The following is an 18609-nucleotide window of genomic DNA, read 5'->3' as shown; positions in this document are numbered from 1 at the left end:
CTCGGGCGACTTGTGAAAGTCACCTCCCATTAGACGGTCGTCCGTGCCCGTGGTGTCACGGCAGCCAGCTCACCCGGCCGCGGAGCAGGCCGTACCCGACGAAGGCCACCGCGTCGATGAGCGTGTGCGCGACGACCAGAGGCATGGCCCGGCCCCACCGCTGGTAGAGACGGCCGAACAGCAGGCCCATGGCGACGTTGCCCACGAAGCCGCCGAACCCCTGGTACAGGTGGTAGGAGCCTCGCAGCGTCGCCGACAGGTGGACCGCGCGCCAGGGCCGCCAGCCCAGCGCGTCCAGCCGGTGCAGCAGGTAGCCGCTGACGATGACCTCTTCGAGCACGCCGTTCTGCGCGGCGGCGAGCAGCAGGATCGGCACTCGCCACCAGACGTCGGGAAGCCGGTCCGGCACGACGTCCAGGTTGATGCCCGACCGCAGTGCCATCAGGTAGAACGCCAGCCCGGTGCCGCCCACCACGGCCGCGAGCAGCGCGCCCCGCAGCAGGTCACGTCCCGGCTCGCGCAGGTCGGCGCCGATGGTGCGCGCCGACTCTCCGGACCGCACCAGCAGGTAGGCGACCAGGGCGACGGGGGCCAGGGCGATCGCGATGTCGGCCAGTTGCAGCGACAGATCGAGCCAGGGACGGCCGGGCGCCCTCGTGCCGACGAGCACCGCGTGCTGCGCCTTCAGCTCCGCGGGGGCGGTGAGCGAGCCGATCAGCGAGATCAGGGAGCGCAGGGCGCTCGCGCCGAGCGAGACGGCGAAGACGACGATGAGCTCGGCCCGGACCAGCCGCGGAGTGAGGCCGGTCTCTCCCGTACTGACATCCTGCACGCGCGTAGCCTCCCACGGGTGGCGTCAGGCGAGCGTGAGCCGTTCGGCCTTCCTGACCGGCGCCCGGGAGAAGGCGTCTGGGAACCGGGGGTCCGACGACGTGGCCGGCCTGAACCGGCGGTTACGGATCAAGGCATATGTCCGATATAGCCGCCCTAATCCCCCGACCGAAACCCGGCGCGGCAGTCAAGCCCCTCTGCCGGACGTACCGCCTCTGACCAGGCCCGAAGCGTCGATGACCATGGGTTTGCAAGGGGTTGTCAAGTGACCTGCAGGCGGGCTGGCCCAATATGTGCCCATGACGACGTACGGGATCATCGCGCCCCAGGGCAAGTACACCGCCGTCAGCGACGACCTGGCCATCGGAGCGACGGTCAGCGTGGTGGTTCCGGCCATGAACGAGGCGGAGAACCTGCCGCACGTGTTCGCCACCCTGCCACGCTGGATCGACGAGGTCATCCTCGTGGACGGCAGGTCGACCGACGACACCGTGGCCGTCGCGCGTGCCCTGCGCCCCGAACTGCGCGTCGTCCCGCAGACCGGACGCGGCAAGGGCAACGCCCTCATCGAGGGCTTCGCGGCGGCGACCGGCGACATCATCGTCATGATCGACGCCGACGGCTCGACGGACGGACGCGAGATCATCCGCTTCGTCTCCGCCCTGGTCGCGGGGGCGGACTTCGCCAAGGGGTCGCGCTTCACCTCGGGCGCGGGATCCGACGACATCAGCGTCACCCGCTCGCTCGGCAACACGGTGCTGACCACGCTGACCAACTGGCTGTACGGCACCCGCTACACCGATCTGTGCTACGGCTACAACGCCTTCTGGTCGCGCCACCTGGACGCTCTCGCCCTCGACTGCGACGGCTTCGAGATCGAGACGCTGATGAACGTGCGGGCGACCAAGGCCGGGCTCGCCGTGCAGGAGATCCCGAGTCACGAGCGCTGCCGCATCCACGGCGCGAGCAACCTGCACGCCGTGCGCGACGGCTGGCGGGTGCTCAAGACCATCCTGCGCGAGCGCGGCCGTCCCCTGCCCGCACGACGCCGCGCCGCCGTCACCCCGGTCTCGGAGCACGTCGCCGCCTGAGGCGGTCACTCGTGCGCGCCGTGCACAGCGGCCGGGCGGGCGGCGCGGGAGCGCGCCCGCGCGCGGCGCTTGGCCGCATCGCCGCGCTCCAGCCACCACTCGACGACCAGCAGCGGCACCGTCCACCCGAGCCAGCCGCCGAGGCCGGCCAGCGTCCAGGTGAACATGGTGACGTCCCCCTTGAAGGTGGTCTCGAACTGCGGCGTCAGCACGATGGCGACGATGACGCCCCAGACGCGGTTGGTGATGATCGAGTAGGTCAGGGCGAAGCTGCGCAGCATCCAGCGCCGGTGGTCGACGAACCGCCGCTGCCGCGCCATCCGGTAGCCCGCGAGGGTGAACGACAGCCAGAGCAGCGCCAGCATCACGTTGCTGACCGCGATGACCGGCCCGAACGGGGTGCCCGCCCCGATGACCAGGCCGGCCAGGCCGGCCGGGAGCACGCCGCCGAAGACGTAGACCCGGCCGACGTACCGGTGCGCCACCGGGTACCGCTGCCGGAACCACGGCCACACCTGCAGGAAGCAGGTCAGCATCGCGACCGAGGCGAACATGACGTGCGCCACCAGCAGGGGATAGTGCGCCGGGAAGCCCGCCGGCCGCGGCACCCGGGAGAGGGCCGGGTCACCGGTGAGGTACGGCGGCAGCGAGTAGACCAGGAACACCACGGCGATGAAGCCGAGCGGAGCCATCCACGGCCGCTGCCACCAGCGGCGGGACGGAACGGAGCCGGCCGAGGGACCGGGGGGCGGGGAGGACGGGCTCTCGGTGGTCATGACCATGACGGCTCCTCAGCGGGAAGGGCGGTTGGCTGCGTATGACATACGCTGAGCGTATCTGATACGCATGGCGTAGGAAATACGCTTAGCGTATGAGATACACATGGCGTATGCCCTACGCAGAACGGTAGGATGGCGCCGATGAGCGAGAAGACCGGCGGAGAGCTGCCCCGCACGCTGGAAGTCCTGTGGGGCCGTTCCGAACGCCGCGCGCGGGGCCCGGCGCAGGCGCTGAGCCTCGACCGCATCGTCACCACCGCGATCGCCATCGCCGACACCGAGGGCCTGGCGGCGCTGTCCATGGCCCGCCTGGCGGAGCGGCTCGGGTGCGCCACCATGTCGCTGTACCGGCACGTCGCCAACAAGCACGAGCTGTGGACGTTCATGCTGGACGCCGCGCCCGGGCCGGCCCCCGAGATCTCGCCCACACCGGCCGACTGGCGCGCCGAGCTGCGCCGATGGGCGGTGGAGCTGACCGGCGTCTACCGCAGGCACCCGTGGATCCTGCAGGTGACGACCGCGGGGGCACCGCCGCTCGACCCGGGGCAGCTGGCCTGGCTGGACGCCGGGCTGCGCGCCCTCGGCGGCACCGCGCTGCGGCCGCGGGAGAAGATGTCGGTGCTGCTGCTGGTCCTGCATTACGTGCGCGGAGACACGCAGCTGTCCACGAGCGACCCCGGCGCCGCGCCCGGCCAGGACGACCCCGCGGCGCCGTCGTACGGCGAGCTGCTCGCCCGCCTCATCGACGAGCGCTTTCCGGCCCTGGCGGAAGCCCTCAACGACGGCGTCTTCGACGAGTACGACACCGAGGGGCCCGTGGAGGACCCCGCCTCCCACTTCGGGTTCGGGCTCGACCGCATCCTCGACGGCGTCGAGAAACTGGTCCGCGAACGCGGCCCCCACCCGGCGGCAAGCTAGCGGTCCCCGATCTCGCCAATCCCACGATCTCACCGATCTCACCGATCTCACCGCGAAGGCTTCCAAGGCCTGAACCACACCGCGGCGTCACCCCTGGGGCGTCGCGCCACACCTGCCGCGAGGGCAGGAATCCCGCTGGGCACAGCAAAGGGACCGGACGTAATCGAACACGATTTCGAAGAGTTGCCCACTGTGCGCGGCTCGCGTTGCGGGCGGTCGAGCCGGTTGATATTGCTTGCGCTAGCGAGCCCCGCCGAAGGGATTCAAAGATCCTTTGGTGGGAGGTGGGCCACGTGGTCAGATCGAGACGCCCCAGAGCGGCACGGAGGCTGGAGGACGCCTCCACGGTGGTGAGCGCCGCCAGCGGTCTGCTCGGGCAGACGTCGAGCCTGCTGGGGCACATGGCCTGCCTGCTGCGGCAGCTTGTGATGATCGTCGGTTGGCTGGTGCTGCTCGTGGGCTCCGTCCGGCTGCTGCTGCGCCCGCCGTCGTCGCTCGCGCCCGAACACTTCCTGACCCCCGGCGCCGGCGCGGCGGCGGTCGTCCAAGGGCTGGTCAGGATCCCCCCACACTGGTGGAAATCGCGGCGCCCCTAGCCCCATTCCAGGTATTCCCGAGGGCTACGACGGCGCCTGTGATCATCGGACCGCAATGCGGGATCGGCACAGCAGGCTTTACCGGATAAGTCGGTAGGTAGGCTGGCTGCACCCAATGTGGAAGGCCTCGTGATGTCACGAGCACGACCGGCCGGTGACATCTCCGGCGCCACCAGCGAACTTCCCGCCCATCACCGCACCGACCTCCTGCCGGCACCGGCCATGACTCCGGACGCCACGCTGATGCGTGCCCTCCTGGAGGCCTCGGGCGAGGGCGTCGTGCTCTGCGACGCGGACGGGCGCGTTCTGCTGGCCAACGCCGCCGCCGTACGCATCGTCCCAGACGCGATACCCGGCCTCCCCACATCCTCCGGCGCCACCGCCGCCGGTCCCTTCGCCCCGGGCATCCTCGGCGCCGCCGCGGCGCTCTTCGACCCGGCCCCCCTCGACGCCGGCCCCGCTCCCCTCGCCCCGGCCGCCCTGGATGCCGCCGTCGCTCTCTTCGACCCGGCCGCGCCCATCGGCGTGAGCCGTCTCACCGTCCACGGCGGGCGCACGGTCCGGGTGCGTCGAGTGATGGTCGGCCCGGCCCACCAGGCGTGGTTCCTGTCGGAGGTCGCCGGTGAGGTCCCGGCCGGCGCCCGTCCGTCCTCGCCCGCGCACGAGCGCGCGGAGTTCCTCGTCGAGGCGGGCCACCGGCTGTCCGGCTCGCTCAACACGCGCCGCTGCGCCCGCGCCACGGCCGAGCTCGCCGCGTCGTTCCTCGCCGACGCCGCCACGGTGCTGCTTCTCCCCGACCATCGCCGGTCCCACTCCTGGCTGCGCGCCACGGCGTGGGGATCCACCGTGCGGGAGGGCGAGGTGCGGTCCGTCGCCGAGCTGCCCGAGCTGACCGACGCGCTGTACGGGTACGCGGCCATGCCCCACCTCCGGATCGACGCGGCCCGCGCGCCCGGGTGGCTGCTGCCCGAGGGCTTCGGCCAGGCCGCGCACCTGCTGATGACGCCGCTGCCCGGCAACGGGACACCGGCCGGCGTCCTCGTGCTCGCCCGCCGCGAGGGCGCTCCGCCCTTCGACGCGGCGGCCGAGAGCCTGGTGCGCGCGTTCGCCGTCCGCGCCGGCGCCGCCATCGCCTCCGCCCTGCTGTACCAGGAGCAGAGCGCCACCAACGCGGTCCTCACCGAGGACCTGCTGCCCCCGGAGCTGCCCGTCCTCGACGAGGCCGAGCTCGCCGGATCGCTGCGCCCCTCGCAGCAGACGGAGCTGATCGGCGGCGACTTCTACGACGTATGCCGCCCAAGCCCCCGCCGGTCCGACGCCTCCCACGACGAGCTCCCCCCAGCCGCCCCATACGGTCTGGACAGGCCCGGCACCCCGCAGGGCGTGGACCGATGGGACGCCCCCTACGCCGCCCCCCGGCCGGATGTCCCAGCTCGCGCGGGTGAGGGAGATGAGGCGCCGCTGGTCATCCTGGGGGACGTCTGCGGGAAGGGCGCCCGCGCCGCCGTGCTGGCCGGACGGATCCGTCACTGCCTGCGCACGCTCCTGCTGGTGGAGAACCGGCCGGAACGGCTGATCGCATTGATCAACCAGACCCTGCTGGACACTCCGGCGTCCGACGCCTACGCCACGCTCGTGCTGGCCCGGCTGCGCCCCGGCCGCGCGGGACGCCTGCTGATCGACGTGGCCGTGGCCGGGCACCCGGAACCGCTGATCCTGCGGGCCGACGGCAGCGTGGAGGAGGTCGGCGCCTCGGGCTCCATGCTCGGCATCGACGACCACCTCGACCTCCGCCCGGTCACCGTCGAGCTGGCCCCGGGCGAGCTGTGCCTGCTCTACACCGACGGCATCACCGAGGCGTCCGGCGGCCCCGCCGGCACCGAGCTGTACGGGACGAACCGGCTGAAATCGGCCCTCGCCACGTGCGCCGGCATGCCCATCTCGGCCGTCGTGCAACGACTCGAAGAGGTCACCACCGCCTGGACGTCCCACGGCGACAAGGACGACCGCGCCCTGCTGGCCATCCGCGCCCGTCCCCTCCTCGAAAGGCACAGATGACCGACCTCACCCACACCGGCCCGGGAGGCGCGAATGACTGACCTCGCCCTCGTCGCCGACCTCAGCACGGCCGTCGAGCGTTATCTGAAGCACATCGGCGATGCGGACGAGTACGGCGCCGTCGACCTGGTGCTGGCGCTGCTGGACGACGGCGTGCCCGCCGAGCGGGTGCTCCTGGAGCTCATCGCCCCGGCGCAGCGCCGGGTGGGCGAGCTGTGGGCGGCGGACGCGTGGTCGGTGGCCCGCGAGCACGCGGCCACGGCCGTCACCGAGCGGGCCGTCGCGGCCATCGCCACCCGCGTGCGCCCCACGCCCCGGTTCGGCCGGGTCACCGTCGCCTGCGCCGACGGCGAGTACCACCAACTCGCCACCCGGCTGCTGGCCGAGGTGCTGCGGCTGCGCGGCTGGCGGGTGGACTTCCTCGGCGCGAGCGTCCCCGCGCCCCACCTGGTCACCCACCTCCACCAGACCGGCCCGGACGCGGTGGCCGTGAGCTGCACCCTGACCACACGGCTGCCCCGGGCGCACGCGACCATCACCGCCTGCCAGGCGGCCGGCGTCCCGGTCCTCGCGGGCGGAGCGGGTTTCGGCGCGGACGGACGTTTCGCCAGTACGCTCGGCGCGGACGGCTGGGCCCCGACCGCGGACGCCGCCGCCGACCTGCTGGAAGCGGGGCTGCTGCCTTCCTTCCCCGCCGCGTCGCCCGGCGGTCCGCCGCGACCGCCCTCCCCCGACTACGCCCGGCTCGTGGCCGGCCGGGCCGACCTGATCGCCCGCACGATGCGCGCGCTCACCGAGGCCCATCCGCCGATGGCCTCCTATGACGAGCGGCAGCGGGAGGCCACCGCCGACGATCTCGGCCACCTCACCGACTTCCTCGCCGCCGCGCTGTACGTGGACGACGTCCCGCTTTTCACCGACTTCGTCGCCTGGACCCGGGACATCCTCAAAGCGCGCGGCGTGCCCCCGGCGGCACTCGCCCTCGGCCTGCGCCTGATGCGCGACCAACTCCACGACCTCCCCCGGACACACCCCCTCCTCACCGCCGGCATCCACACCGCCCAAAGCTGAAGCCGACCCCCCGACAGCCCAAGCCGACCTTTCGACCGCGCCCGCCCTCGGGGTGCACGAGGAAAACCAAGATCTCCGGCAAGCTCCGGTTCAGTGGTCGCGCCGGGCTCCGTAGCGAAGTCCATCGATGAGCAGCGCGACCATCCGCTCGTCGGCGTTACGGTCCACGCCTCCCGTGCAGATCCGGGAGATGGCGTACAGCAGGTCCAACGGGGCGACGTCGGCGCGGACCTCCCCGGCGACTGCTGCCGCTTCGAGGAGTTGTCGCAGTGCGGGCTCGAATCTCTGTTGGAAATAGGCGGGCAGCGGCTCGAAGGCGGGGTTGCCCGAGTGCAGGGCTGCGGACAGCCCGCGTTTGGTTCCGACGAACCCGGTGAACCGGTGCAGCCAACGGGCCAGGGCCTCGAAGGGCTCCTGGGTTGCGGCCAGGACGGCCGCCTCGTCGGCGCAGGCATCCACCTCATGCCGGAAGACGGCCGAGACCAGGTCCGAGCGTTCGGGGAAGTGTCGGTAGAACGTGGCGAGACCGACTCCCGCACGGCCTGCGATCTGGCGCACGGGGGCATCCACGCCCGCTTCGAGGAACACCTCACGAGCCGCATCCACCAGTGCGTCGACGCTGCGCTGCGCGTCCGCGCGCACCCGACGGGTCCGTTCGGGCTGAGGCGTGCCCATGTGTCTCCCGGTTGCTAACTGAGAAGGCGTTCCGTATTCTCTAAGTGGTAAGGCGTTCCGTTTTATCGATCCTAACAGCAGCAGTACCGGAGGACAGGCATGAAGTACCGCACGCTGGGCAGCACGGGCATCCAGGTCAGCCCCTACTGCCTGGGGGCCATGATGTTCGGCGCCATCGGCAACCCCGACCACGACGACTCGATCCGCATCATCCACAAGGCCCTCGACTCGGGCATCAACTTCATCGACACCGCGGACGTGTACTCCCGCGGCGAGTCGGAGGAGATCGTCGGCAAGGCCCTCAAGGGCCGCCGCGACAACGTCGTCCTCGCCACGAAGGTCAACGGCGCCATGGGCGAGGACCCCAACCAGCGCGGTACCTCCCGACGCTGGATCATGACCGCCGTCGAAGACTCGCTGCGGCGCCTGGGCACCGACCACATCGACCTCTACCAGCTCCACCGCCTCGACCACACGGTCGACCTTGAGGACACCCTGTCGGCCCTCACCGACCTGGTGCGCAGCGGTAAGGTCCGCGCCGTCGGCTCGTCCGCCTTCCCGGCCTCCACCATCGTCGAAGCCCAGTGGATCGCCGAGTCCCGCGGACTGCAACGCCTGCGCACCGAACAGCCCGCGTACTCCATCCTCGACCGCGGCATCGAACGCGAGATCCTGCCCATCGCGCAGAAGTACGGCATCGGAACCCTCGTCTGGAGCCCGCTCGCCCAGGGCATGCTCACCGGCCGCTACCGCAAGGGGCAGCAGGCCGATACCCACCGCGGCGGACTCTTCAAGCACTACAGCGACGAGCGCCGCCTTGACGCGGTCGAACAGCTCATCGCGCTCGCCGAACGCTCCGGCATCAAGCTCACCCACCTGGCGATGGCGTTCGCGGTCTCCCACCCCGGGGTCACCTCGGCCATCATCGGCCCGCGCACCATGGGGCACCTGGACGACCTGCTCGCCGGTGCCGACACCACGTTGGACGACGCCCTGCTGGACGAGATCGACGCCATCGTCGCTCCCGGCACCGACGTCACCCAGCTCGACATGGCCTACAAGCCGCAAGCGCTCCAGCAAGTCGGTTTGCGCCGCCGCACACTCGAAGAACGCCCCGCCGCCTAGGCGCGCATTGAGTCCTGATCGATGAGCAGCGAGAGTGAGCTCTTGATCCAGATCATCGAGGCGCGTAAGTGGAGGCCGGCGAGGTAGCTGTGATACGCGCCCTAGTGGCGGACTCCTCGCCGTGCCGTCCACAGGCGACGCAGGTGCCACATCGCCGCGTACGCCACCAGAACGGCGGCGAACCCGGCCGTCGCGCCCAGCAACACCGCGCGAACCTGGTCATAGATGCTTGCCGCGGCGCCGTCACCCGTCCCGAGCACGGCCGCGCCCACACCGGCGGCCGCCCCGCCGCCCGCCACCACCAGCCGGCGCGGCCGGCGTCCCACGCCCGAAAACCGCCCTGGCCGTGGCGGAACGCGCCGATACCACCGTGCGAACCAGGCGACCAGGACGGCTAGCCCTGCCAGCGAGCTGACGTACATCACCACGTTGAACACCCGGTGAACGCCGAGGACCGGCAGGCGCATCACCGGCCAGTGCGTCACGACCACACCGTCCACGTGCGTGAAGGCGTCCCACGCCAGGTGCGTCGCCATGCCCGCCACCAGCGCCGCCACGGTCGCCGGCCCGCGTCCCCCGACACCCCGATCGGGCAGCCGGGCGCGTACCCCGCCGGGAGCGAGCGCGGTCAGCGGCGCGCGCAGCACCAGATGGAACACGGCGAGCACCACCAACCCCGCCGGCACATCCACCAGCCAGCCGACGCGCCAGTCATGGGCGACCCCGGACGAGTACGGCAGCGGCAGGTAGTACGCCAGATCAGGAACCACCGCCCCGACCACCAGCCCCGCCGAAGGCAACCACCTCCGCAACGGCACCACCGCGACAACATGGCTCAACGTAAAAGGCACGCCCCATTGAACCTGGCCGCCAGGCCACCCACACCGCGAACGCCGTCATGCGAACCGGCATAAAAACACCATACTTCGCGGAATGGCACGAGCTGCATGTTTTCGTACATTGATCATCATACACTCATTCGAACCCGTTAGAGCGACAGGCCGCACAATGCAGTCTTTGCCGGTAAATCGAAAATCGGACAAGACATAAATCAAAAGATCCGCGCGCGGCGGGAGTTCGTGATGTGATCGCCAGGTTCTCTCGCAGGAGAGGTTTTCAACCAGCGCGCCGATGGGATGATTCGCAACATGAGCGTCGTGGTCGATCTGCTCGAACGGCCGACCTACACGGTGTCGCAGGTCGATCGCCTGATCGGCCTGCCCTCAGGCACCGCGCGCCGCTGGATTGACGGATATTCCCGTAATGGCCGCACCTACCAGCCGGTCGTCCGGCAGTGCCATACCGGCGAGACAAGAGTGACGTGGGGGGAATTCGTCGAGACCCGGTTACTCGCCGAGTACCGCAACGCGGGAGTGCCCATCATCAACATGCGGCCCGCGATCGCCAGGCTCCGCAGTGCGACCGGCGCACAGTATCCCCTCGCCCAGTCGGCGAACTTCGTGACAGCCCACGGCAAAGAACTCGTGCAGCGGGTGCAGGAGCAGGTCGGCCTGCAGGCCGAACTCCTGCTCGTGGTCGCGCGCAACGGGCAGCTCGTCATGGCCGATCCGGTCGAGGTGTTCGTCAAGGCCATGGAGTTCGACGAGGCAGGCACCGCCGTTCGTCTGCTTCCCGAGCCGAGGACACCTGCGGTCACGATCGACCCAGTGCGCGCCTTCGGTGAGCCGGCCGTCAGGTCGGTTCCCACCGAAGTGATCGCCGAACAGGTCCGCGCAGGGGACCCCGAGGAACTGATCGCCGAACTTTACGAGCTTCCTCTGGAACAGGTGCGGCAAGCGGTCCTGTTCGAGAAGCTTCGCAGCGCCTGACCAAGCGGAACATCATGCCCCCCATCGATGCGCGAAGCGTGCGCTTTTTCGTTGACGAGACCTCCCTCGGCGTCGGCAGGGCCCTCGCCCTCCTACGCCGAGACGTCGTCCACACCAACCATCCCCTCATCACGGAAGTGCCCCTTGGCGCCCCGGACGACGACTGGATCCCCCGGGTGGCGGCCAGGGATCTCGTCGTCATCACAAGGGACAAACGCATCAGGACCAAGCACGCGAAAGCCATGCTCTATGCCGAGCACAAAGCACGTGTCTTCTGGATAGCCGGCAAGAAGGACCTGTCCAACTGGGACACGATGTGCCTGCTCACCCGCCGTTGGGAGGACATCGAGCGCGAGATCAAGGAACGAGGGCCGGGCCCGTGGTTCATGGCGATCAACGAGTCGAAGCTCAAGGAGATGCCTATCCACGGCCGCACGCCATAACAACATCCCGGCCGGGTCCGCCTGCGACGGAAGTGCCGGCGGCACGCGCAGTGATGGGACAACCGTTCCACAGCCGGTTGCTCCAGTTACGAGGGATGCATGTCCAGGCGATCGGCCGCTGACTTCGAGACGTCGCTCGCCATGCTTCCGGCGGACCTGGCCCGGCGCGCCCGAAGTCTGAGAAAGTACGCTCTCAGGGCCGTTGAATGCCCCGCCTGCCTGCACGCCCAAGAATCGGTATGGCTCGCCTTCGATGCCACATACCTGGGGGATCTCGGGGCGGCCGCTGCCATGCTGGAAAAGGCGGAGACCGCTCAGCATGAGCATCGGGCCCGGTCGGTTCCGCAAGAACAACCCCTGCGCATGGTCCCGGGGTTCGCCGGCCGAGGTCCCCTGTTCGCCGCCTCTGACGCCGCCGCCTACAAGCGGAACTTCGGCGGCTTGGGCTTCGTCCTGAGCGACGGCCGGTGGGGCATGGGACGGCGGGTACCGGACACCGGGTGGCGCGTACTCGACCCGAGCGGGAGATCAAAGGTCGCCCGCGCGCTGGAGGCCACCGGCACGCTGACCAGCGCGGTCGTCGGCACCCCGGTGTCCATGGCGCCCGAGCAACTCGGCGGCGGCGTGGCGGGGCCGCCGACCGACGTCTGGGCCTGGGCGTGCACCATCTCCTACGCCGCATGTCCCTCGCGGACGTGTCAGGACTCGCCACCACCTGGGGCATCGTCACGCTGATCATGACCGTGCTCGCGCTGACCCTCGTGATCGCGGACGGGTTCACCCGCAGCCGGGCCGCCGTGTGGGCCGCGATCCCGGGCGCGTTGGCGGTGGCCTCGGTCGTCGCCGTCCTGCTGCGCCGGGACGACTTGCACAGCAGGCATCGAACTTCGGGCTGCTTTCGGTCTCTGAGCCACGCGGCATGGGTGTGACCTTCCGCATCACCCTGTCGCACGGTTGGTACGCCGCGCTCGGCCTGTCCGTCGCCCTGGTGGTCCCGGCGCTGGCCTCGCTGCTGGGCGGCCGCCCGGCGGGGAAGCCGGGCGGCCGGTAGACACCCGATCGTCCGCGCCGCCGATCCGTCTTCGGCGACGACCTGACGGCAGAGCCCGGCGCGGGGCCGTCACCGAGCGCTTGGCGTCAGAAGTCGAACTCGCCCTTCTTGGCGCCGTCGATGAAGGCGTCCCACACGCTCGCACTCACCACGAACGGTGCCCGCTCCGGAGCCTCGGTGTCCCGCAACCCGACCCGCCCCCCAGACAACGGCGCCACCTCCAGGCAGTCACCCTGGTTGGGGCCGCTCTTGGTCGCCTTACGCCAGGCCGCGTTCCGCAGTTCCTCACTCAGGTCCACAGCTTCTCCGCCTCCCTGATCAACTCGATTGAGACAGGTTGGGGCTGCGCCTCAGCCCGTACCGTGTCGTAGCTGCTCTGGATCACCCTGACGTCCTCTGCACGGTTGGACACGTGCCCGTGAGTCGCGGATTCGATGTATACCGTATCCGCAGCATCCGGCATCTGTGCAATGACAAATCCACCCAGAAGCCCGGTCGTGACCCCGAGAGCCGTGGGCACAACTTGAACGCCGATATACGGAGACTGGACGGCTTCCAGGAGTCGGCGGATCTGTTTTCTCATGACCTCTTTCCGCCGACCGGCCGATGAAGCACTCCTTCGTCTATCACAACCCAGAGCATCGGTGGAGCCGCGCGATTGAAGATCTGCTGTCGCTCCATGCGGGCATGTACAGCTTTTTCCACTTGTGCGAGGGTTATACCAGCTTCTCCGCGGATGATGGTCCGCGCGTAGTCCTCCGTCTGGAGCAGTCCTGGAACGACCAGTGGCTGCCAGGTATGCAGGGTATGGGCTTCTTGCTCAGTTTCAGCCAACCCCGAAACCACTGCGGGCTGGCGTTCCGAGTCAATTTGGTCCACAAGCGGGCCTCCGGCCGTGCCAGGCGCACGAGATGGGCGGCATGGGCGGCGCAGGGGGGTGGAGGCATGAGCGGGGACGCGGCCACCCGGGCGCCGGCGCGCGGCCGGCACCGGCCGGGCGTGGCGCGCACGCTCGTCCCCTCGCGGCGCTGGGACGCGGCCGAGCGGGCGGCCGCTCAGCAGTTGGACCAGATGGAGCCTGTCTGGGCGATCTGGTACGGCGTCGGCTCCCGGCGGTTCTACGCCGTCGCCACCTGGCCGTTGCCCGCTCCCCTGGTCTTACAGGCGGGCGCCGCCGACGAGTTGCGCGACCTGATGCGCGAGGCCGAACGGGCGGTCCTGTTCCACCCCGTCCCCGACCACCCCACCACTCCAGCGGCGGCAGATCGTCTGGGCCGCCGTCCTTTCCACCCGGCTCTCCCGAGCCGTCCGCCACCTGACGGAGCACCGATGCCACCAACGCGGGACGGCGGTCTGCGCACCGCCTGCTGGGACCTGACCGACGACCTGACGATGGTCGGCGAGGCGCGTCGTGCGGTCAAGGAGACCCTCATCTCCTGGGCGCTGCCCGAACTCACCGATGATGTCGTTCTCGCCGTCGGGGATTTGCTCGCGAACGCCGTCTCCTATGGCGAGCCTCCGGTCCGGCTGTCCCTGTGGCTCGGCACCCGCGCCCTGTGCGTCCGCGTGACCGACCACGGCTCCGAACTGCCCCGCCACCTGGACCTCGACGTCGAGGCCGTCCATGGCCGCGGTCTTACCATCGTCGACGCCCTCGCCGACGACACCGCGTCACTCCGTTCCCCGACGGCGAAGGCAAGGGCAAGACGGTCTGGTGCCGCTGGCATCTGACCACCCCGGCGGCGGACACCTCCCACGCCGGCTGACGCGCGCCCCCCGCGGCTACTCGTCGAAGTCGATCCGCAGATCGCTGGTGTACGCGCCTCCGTCGTCACGACGCCCGCCGATCGCGCCCGGCGGGCGTGGCGTGACGTCATCCCCCGTGAAGACCTCGATCGTGCGGAAGTCGAAGCCGTCCTGCCGGGCCCGCTCCCAGGTGAACCGGACCGACTGCCCTGGCGTGAGCGATCGGTATCCCTGGGCCACGATCGTGGAGAAGAGGACGAAGACGTCGCCGGGAAGATCGGCGGACCGGAGGTACCCCCAGCCCTCATCGTCACTCCACTCGACGACCACTCCGGTGGCGACCGACCCCGGCTCCGCGCCCATCTGAGATCTCCTCACCTATCGTCCTGGGCAGGACTCGCGGACCTGCCACCACAAGATGACCGGCCCGGCAGACCGTCATCAGGTGGACGCGAATCCGGACCGCAAGCCCTCGACGAGTTTCCAGACGCTCGTCGATGGGTTCTTTAACGGATCACCGCCGTCAGGGTGGAGCTTACGCGCCCGCCTCCAGGCGGCCTCCGCCTCGGGCGCGGAATCGGCGCGGCCTTCGGAGGCGTTGCAAGGCGATTGCAAGCGGCGCGCCGTTCACTGGGGGAGGCGGGGCGGTGTGGGTGAGCGCGTGCCGTCCGTTCGCAGGGGACGTCAGAGGAGGCACTCATGACCACGTCCGAACATCCCGTACCGTCCGCGTCGTCCGTGCGGCGCGCACTCGACGGGCGGATGCCGCCCTGGTGGCTGGGGCTGCTGCTGGTCCCGGTGGACGTCTACCTGGCCATCAGCCTGGCAGAGAAGCACGGCCTGGCGGTCGGCGTCCTCGCGGCGGTGGTGTACGGGGCGCTGACGTTCGTCCCGCTGTTCTTCGAGGAGGTCACCGCGTGGTCGAGGGCCCATCCGGTGCTCGACGGGCTTGTGCTGGTCCCGCTGGTCTTTCTGGCGCTGGCGTACCTGACCCCGCTGTCGCTCGCGATGTGCGCGGCGGTCACCGCCGCCTGCGGCCTGCCATGGCCCGTCGTCGTCACCGTCCTGCGGCGACGGCGACGCCGGACCGGATGACCACATCCGGTCACGGTCTTGCGGGATAAGTCTATATAGGTAGAGTTACCCGGGTGATCCGAGCCCGACGTCCTTCCCCGCAGACCGTCGCCGTGCTGTCCGCCCTCGCCGCCGACCCGTCCGAGTGGCGGTACGGCTATGAGCTGGGACGGCAGGTCGGCCTCAAGGCCGGCTCCCTCTACCCCATCCTCATGCGGCTGTCCGACCGGGGGATGCTGGAGACGGCATGGGAGTCCGATCCCCCGGCGGGCCGTCCACCCAGGCATCTGTACCGCCTGACCGGCGCCGGGCTGGAGATGGCCAGGGCCGCGGCCAAGGCGCCGGCGGGCCGCGTCAGCGGCGAACTGCGGAGCGCGTGGTGAACCGGCGGCCGTCCCGGGATGCGGCGGGACGCCTGCTCGCGCTCGCCGTGTGGCTGCTGCCCGCGGCGCGGCGCGAGTGGGGCGCCGCCATGCGGGGCGAACTGGAGCAGGTCGACGGTGGTGGGGCGCGCCTGCGCTTCGCGCTCGGCTGCGTCCGGGCCGCCCTGGTCCAGCCCTCGGCGCAGCGCGCTCTGGGCCATCTGGGAGGCACGGCGGCCGCGGTGGCCGCGGTGCTGGCGGCCGGCATCGTCTACCCCGGCGCCCGGGTGCTCGTCGTCACGCTGACGCTGGTTCTCGCCGCGCTGGCCTGGCTGGGCGGCAGGCCGGGTCTGTTCGGGCCGGTGGCAAGCTCGCCGACGGCGCGGGTGATCCGAACCGCCGGCTACGCCGTGGCGGTGGCGTACCTGCTGGTCGCCGTCAGGGACCTTCGGGGCCCGCAGTACCTGCGACCCGAGCTGCACATCCCGCTCAGCATGATCATGCTCGTTCTCTATACCGCCGTGATGCTGGCGGCCACCGCCCGCGGGTCGGCCGCGCGGCCGGCGGCGCTCGCGTACGGGACGGCGGCGGGTGTGGTCGCCGGGGCGGCGGGCTTCGCGCTCATCCCTTTCGAACGCGTCATGCCGCCGCTGGCCGACGCCCTGCCGGGGCAGGCCCTCTGGCCGGCGTTGACGCTCGTGGGCGCCCTGGTGGCGGCGATGTTCGCGGTCGCCCAGCGCACCGGCGACACCGCGCAGGTTTTCATGGCCGTGCTCTGCGTCGGCGCCGTCGGCTGCGCGGTCGTGTCCATCCTCGGCGACGCGGCCTGGCTGCTGTTCCCTGAGCGGATGCCGAGCATCGTCCCGCTCAACGCGGGCTCGCCCCAAGTGCGGCAGGCGCTGAGCCGCATGGAGGCGGGCGACGAATACGTCGCGGCCATCGTGTGGGGCAGCCTGCTCGCCGGGGTGCTGGCGACGATGATCCGCCCGGTGGTACGGAGACGGACGGCGGTGCTGCGGACGCTGACCTTCGCCGGCGCCGCGCTGACCAGCCTCGCCGCGACCGCCGGCGAGCAGACGGGCGCCGTCCTCAGCGCCCTGACGGCGATCGTCCTGGGGATCCTCACCTTGACCACCGCACCGAGGCAGGAGCAACCCCGGCCGTCGTGGCAGCGGCCGGGGCTCCAAGGGGACGTCGAGACGTGAGGCAAGCGCATCCGCCTCGTAGGTGAGCGAATCGCCGGGTCCCCACAGGCGGGCGAGCAGCCGCTCAGCCGTGCCTGGTGAACGTATGCGGTCACCGCACTTGTGGGTAACTTTTTCGTCATATCCCCCTGTTAGTGTCGCTTGAAATTTCAAGCACTGCCGTAGCCGGCGCGCCTGTGGACCGCCTCGGTACGCGTGGCCAACCGGCTACGGGGAAGTCCGGGGGGAACAGGTGACATCCGTCGAAGGCCCGATGGCCGACGTCCGTGACATGTACATGGCGCACATCTCGCTGCGCCGGGAGTTCGGTCTCGCGCCCGCCCTCGTGCGGGGCGTCACGCCGGGCGACAAGGACAGATGCGAGACGGTCAGCGACCATCTCGGCCTTCTCTGCACCATCCTTCACGCGCACCATGGTGGAGAGGACGCGCTGCTGTGGCCGAAGCTGCTGGAGCGCGGGAGCACGGAGGTCGCTCCGGTCGTGCACCGGATGGAGAGCCAGCACGAGGTGATCGACCGGACGAACGAAGAGGTCGTGGCGGGACTGACCGCCTGGCGCCGTGAGGCTTCCGCGCACGACCGCGAGGTGCTGGCAAGCGCCCTCGACCGGCTCGACGCCGCGCTGGTCGAGCACATGGCGCTGGAGGAGAAGCACATCCTCCCCCTGGCCGAGAAGTACGTCACGGCCTCCGAGTGGCAGGAGCTCGGCAAGCACAGCATGGAGGAGCTGCCGAAGAAGCGGCTCCCGCTGGCCTTCGGCATGGCCATGTACGAGGGGGACCCGCAGGTCATCAAGAACGTTCTCGCCGAGGCTCCCCTCGTGGCGCGACTGCTGATGCCCATCATGGCCCCGCGGGCGTACGCGTCGCACGCGAAGCGGGTGTACGGCACCGCCACCCCCGCCCGCAGCCAGGGCTGACCCGGCACGGGTCGTGGCCAGGAGGTGGCCATCCACATGGGCGTCGAGAGTGATCGACGGAGTGGGCGAGACGGGCTCCCGAGCCGCCGGGTGACGCCCGCCGAGGCCGGTCGCGACGCCGCCCGTTCGTGGCGACAAAAGCCCGATTCTCGCTACACATAGTGACAAAGTTCAAGATTCACACCTTTCTACCTCGACGTATGCGCAAAGGCGCGTTTGAGAGCCGCTTCGCTCGGTAACCAGACCACTCGCGGCCCTACGGAGGTATGCCGATGCGGTTTCTGGGGATCAACGCCATATTTCATGATCCGGCAGCGGCCTTGGTCGTGGACGGAGAGGTCGTCGCGGCGGCGGAGGAAGAACGGTTCAGCCGCCGCAAACATGGCAAGCGTCCCGTGCCCTTCTCGGCCTGGGAGCTCCCCGAGCAGGCCGCCGCGTGGTGCCTGAGCCAGGCGGGCCTGCGCCCCGAGGACCTGGACGGCGTCGCCTACTCCTACGATCCCGAGCTCGTGCGCCTGGACCAGCAGTCGCCCGCCGGATTCGGCCCGCCGGCCGAGGCTCCCGGGCTCGCCTGGGACGCGGCGATGCCGCCCGACCCGACGGCCGAGGTCTGCTGGGAGGGCCTGCGCACCACCTACGCGCGCCGCGCTCCGGCGTTCCTGGCCACCGCGCTGCCCGGCCTGGACACCGCGCAGGTGCGGTTCGTCCCGCACCACGTCGCGCACGCCGCCTCGGCCGGGCTGGCGGCGCCGTATCGTGATTCGGCGGTGCTGGTGTGCGACGGGCGGGGTGAGGCGGTGTCGCACCTGGCCGGCCACTACCGCGGCGGCGACCTG

23 protein-coding genes and 1 pseudogene are annotated in these 18609 nt (G+C 70.5%); 16 read left to right on the top strand and 8 right to left on the bottom strand.

Annotation, left to right across the window (positions count from 1 at the left end):
• Positions 1-55: 55 nt before the first annotated feature.
• The gene (locus tag ACWEN6_RS39455; RefSeq protein ID WP_452577184.1) at positions 56-832 is read right to left on the bottom strand and encodes a CPBP family intramembrane glutamic endopeptidase; all 777 of its coding nucleotides are present in this window, start codon (positions 830-832) and stop codon (positions 56-58) included.
• Between the two features lie 298 nt (positions 833-1130).
• Between ACWEN6_RS39455 and ACWEN6_RS39450 the strand changes: the two genes are divergently transcribed.
• Positions 1131-1922 carry a glycosyltransferase family 2 protein gene (locus tag ACWEN6_RS39450; protein WP_452577182.1) on the top strand — a complete coding sequence of 264 codons (792 nt, stop codon included), beginning with the start codon at positions 1131-1133 and terminating at the stop codon, positions 1920-1922.
• Positions 1923-1927: 5 nt separating this feature from the next.
• On the opposite strand, the gene ACWEN6_RS39445 is transcribed toward ACWEN6_RS39450, so the two are convergent.
• Positions 1928-2704 carry a DUF2306 domain-containing protein gene (locus ACWEN6_RS39445; RefSeq protein ID WP_452577180.1) on the bottom strand — a complete coding sequence of 259 codons (777 nt, stop codon included), beginning with the start codon at positions 2702-2704 and terminating at the stop codon, positions 1928-1930.
• A 138-nt stretch (positions 2705-2842) separates the two neighbouring features.
• Here ACWEN6_RS39445 and ACWEN6_RS39440 point away from each other — a divergent pair, with 138 nt between their 5' ends.
• The 4 genes from ACWEN6_RS39440 to ACWEN6_RS39425 all read left to right on the top strand — a co-directional run bounded on the left by ACWEN6_RS39440 (position 2843) and on the right by ACWEN6_RS39425 (position 7344).
• Complete coding sequence (locus tag ACWEN6_RS39440) at positions 2843-3619, top strand: TetR/AcrR family transcriptional regulator (protein WP_452577179.1); 777 nt, start codon at positions 2843-2845, stop codon at positions 3617-3619.
• A 293-nt stretch (positions 3620-3912) separates the two neighbouring features.
• Positions 3913-4215 (top strand): hypothetical protein, encoded by a 303-nt coding sequence (locus ACWEN6_RS39435; RefSeq protein ID WP_452577178.1) that lies wholly within the window; start codon positions 3913-3915, stop codon positions 4213-4215.
• Between the two features lie 132 nt (positions 4216-4347).
• Complete coding sequence (locus ACWEN6_RS39430) at positions 4348-6273, top strand: SpoIIE family protein phosphatase (RefSeq protein ID WP_452577176.1); 1926 nt, start codon at positions 4348-4350, stop codon at positions 6271-6273.
• Positions 6274-6306: 33 nt separating this feature from the next.
• Positions 6307-7344, top strand: coding sequence for a cobalamin B12-binding domain-containing protein (locus ACWEN6_RS39425; protein WP_452577175.1), 1038 nt, complete (start codon positions 6307-6309; stop codon positions 7342-7344).
• Positions 7345-7434: 90 nt separating this feature from the next.
• Here the strand turns inward: ACWEN6_RS39425 and ACWEN6_RS39420 are convergent, their stop codons facing one another.
• Complete coding sequence (locus tag ACWEN6_RS39420; protein WP_452577173.1) at positions 7435-8019, bottom strand: TetR/AcrR family transcriptional regulator; 585 nt, start codon at positions 8017-8019, stop codon at positions 7435-7437.
• Positions 8020-8118: 99 nt separating this feature from the next.
• Here ACWEN6_RS39420 and ACWEN6_RS39415 point away from each other — a divergent pair, with 99 nt between their 5' ends.
• Positions 8119-9144 (top strand): aldo/keto reductase, encoded by a 1026-nt coding sequence (locus ACWEN6_RS39415; RefSeq protein WP_452577171.1) that lies wholly within the window; start codon positions 8119-8121, stop codon positions 9142-9144.
• 101 nt (positions 9145-9245) lie between these two features.
• On the opposite strand, the gene ACWEN6_RS39410 is transcribed toward ACWEN6_RS39415, so the two are convergent.
• The gene (locus ACWEN6_RS39410; RefSeq protein WP_452577169.1) at positions 9246-9995 is read right to left on the bottom strand and encodes a DUF4184 family protein; all 750 of its coding nucleotides are present in this window, start codon (positions 9993-9995) and stop codon (positions 9246-9248) included.
• Between the two features lie 297 nt (positions 9996-10292).
• On the opposite strand from ACWEN6_RS39410, the gene ACWEN6_RS39405 reads away from it, so the two are divergent.
• Together ACWEN6_RS39405 and ACWEN6_RS39400 are read left to right on the top strand one after the other, a co-directional pair.
• Entirely contained in the window at positions 10293-10973 is a 681-nt protein-coding gene (locus ACWEN6_RS39405; protein WP_452577168.1) for a DUF433 domain-containing protein, read from the top strand.
• A gap of 14 nt (positions 10974-10987) precedes the next feature.
• Positions 10988-11416, top strand: coding sequence for a PIN-like domain-containing protein (locus ACWEN6_RS39400; RefSeq protein ID WP_452577166.1), 429 nt, complete (start codon positions 10988-10990; stop codon positions 11414-11416).
• A 419-nt stretch (positions 11417-11835) separates the two neighbouring features.
• Here ACWEN6_RS39400 and ACWEN6_RS39395 read toward each other — a convergent pair whose 3' ends face one another.
• Complete coding sequence (locus ACWEN6_RS39395; protein WP_452577165.1) at positions 11836-12084, bottom strand: hypothetical protein; 249 nt, start codon at positions 12082-12084, stop codon at positions 11836-11838.
• Positions 12085-12096: 12 nt separating this feature from the next.
• Between ACWEN6_RS39395 and ACWEN6_RS39390 the strand changes: the two genes are divergently transcribed.
• Together ACWEN6_RS39390 and ACWEN6_RS39385 are read left to right on the top strand one after the other, a co-directional pair.
• A complete protein-coding gene (locus ACWEN6_RS39390; protein WP_452577163.1) occupies positions 12097-12345 on the top strand; it encodes a hypothetical protein in 249 nt (82 codons plus the stop codon).
• Complete coding sequence (locus tag ACWEN6_RS39385; RefSeq protein WP_452577162.1) at positions 12336-12467, top strand: hypothetical protein; 132 nt, start codon at positions 12336-12338, stop codon at positions 12465-12467. The genes ACWEN6_RS39390 and ACWEN6_RS39385 overlap by 10 nt, the downstream gene beginning before the upstream one ends.
• Before the next feature lie 86 nt (positions 12468-12553).
• Here ACWEN6_RS39385 and ACWEN6_RS39380 read toward each other — a convergent pair whose 3' ends face one another.
• Positions 12554-12766 carry a DUF397 domain-containing protein gene (locus tag ACWEN6_RS39380; RefSeq protein ID WP_354853529.1) on the bottom strand — a complete coding sequence of 71 codons (213 nt, stop codon included), beginning with the start codon at positions 12764-12766 and terminating at the stop codon, positions 12554-12556.
• Positions 12757-13313, bottom strand: a pseudogene (locus tag ACWEN6_RS39375) (DUF5753 domain-containing protein). The gene ACWEN6_RS39380 and the pseudogene ACWEN6_RS39375 overlap by 10 nt, the downstream one beginning before the upstream one ends.
• A 99-nt stretch (positions 13314-13412) precedes the next feature.
• Between ACWEN6_RS39375 and ACWEN6_RS39370 the strand changes: the two are divergent.
• Positions 13413-14198: an ATP-binding protein gene (locus ACWEN6_RS39370; RefSeq protein ID WP_452577160.1), complete on the top strand. Its 786-nt coding sequence runs from the start codon at positions 13413-13415 to the stop codon at positions 14196-14198.
• Positions 14199-14249: 51 nt separating this feature from the next.
• Here the strand turns inward: ACWEN6_RS39370 and ACWEN6_RS39365 are convergent, their stop codons facing one another.
• Entirely contained in the window at positions 14250-14576 is a 327-nt protein-coding gene (locus ACWEN6_RS39365) for a cold-shock protein (RefSeq protein WP_452577159.1), read from the bottom strand.
• A gap of 336 nt (positions 14577-14912) precedes the next feature.
• Here ACWEN6_RS39365 and ACWEN6_RS39360 point away from each other — a divergent pair, with 336 nt between their 5' ends.
• The 5 genes from ACWEN6_RS39360 to ACWEN6_RS39340 form a co-directional block, all read left to right on the top strand.
• Positions 14913-15308, top strand: a complete 396-nt coding sequence (locus ACWEN6_RS39360; RefSeq protein ID WP_452577157.1) for a hypothetical protein — start codon at positions 14913-14915, stop codon at positions 15306-15308.
• Positions 15309-15361: 53 nt separating this feature from the next.
• Complete coding sequence (locus tag ACWEN6_RS39355; protein ID WP_452577156.1) at positions 15362-15670, top strand: PadR family transcriptional regulator; 309 nt, start codon at positions 15362-15364, stop codon at positions 15668-15670.
• A complete protein-coding gene (locus ACWEN6_RS39350; RefSeq protein WP_452577154.1) occupies positions 15667-16854 on the top strand; it encodes a hypothetical protein in 1188 nt (395 codons plus the stop codon). Before ACWEN6_RS39355 ends, ACWEN6_RS39350 begins: the two co-directional genes overlap by 4 nt.
• A 232-nt stretch (positions 16855-17086) precedes the next feature.
• Complete coding sequence (locus ACWEN6_RS39345) at positions 17087-17773, top strand: hemerythrin domain-containing protein (RefSeq protein WP_452577152.1); 687 nt, start codon at positions 17087-17089, stop codon at positions 17771-17773.
• A 272-nt stretch (positions 17774-18045) separates the two neighbouring features.
• Positions 18046-18609 (top strand): carbamoyltransferase N-terminal domain-containing protein (locus ACWEN6_RS39340; protein WP_452577150.1); only part of this gene is annotated, 564 nt, incomplete at its 3' end.

This window comes from Sphaerisporangium sp. NPDC004334, from assembly GCF_053602655.1.
This window is presented reverse-complemented; position numbering and strand designations above follow the sequence as displayed.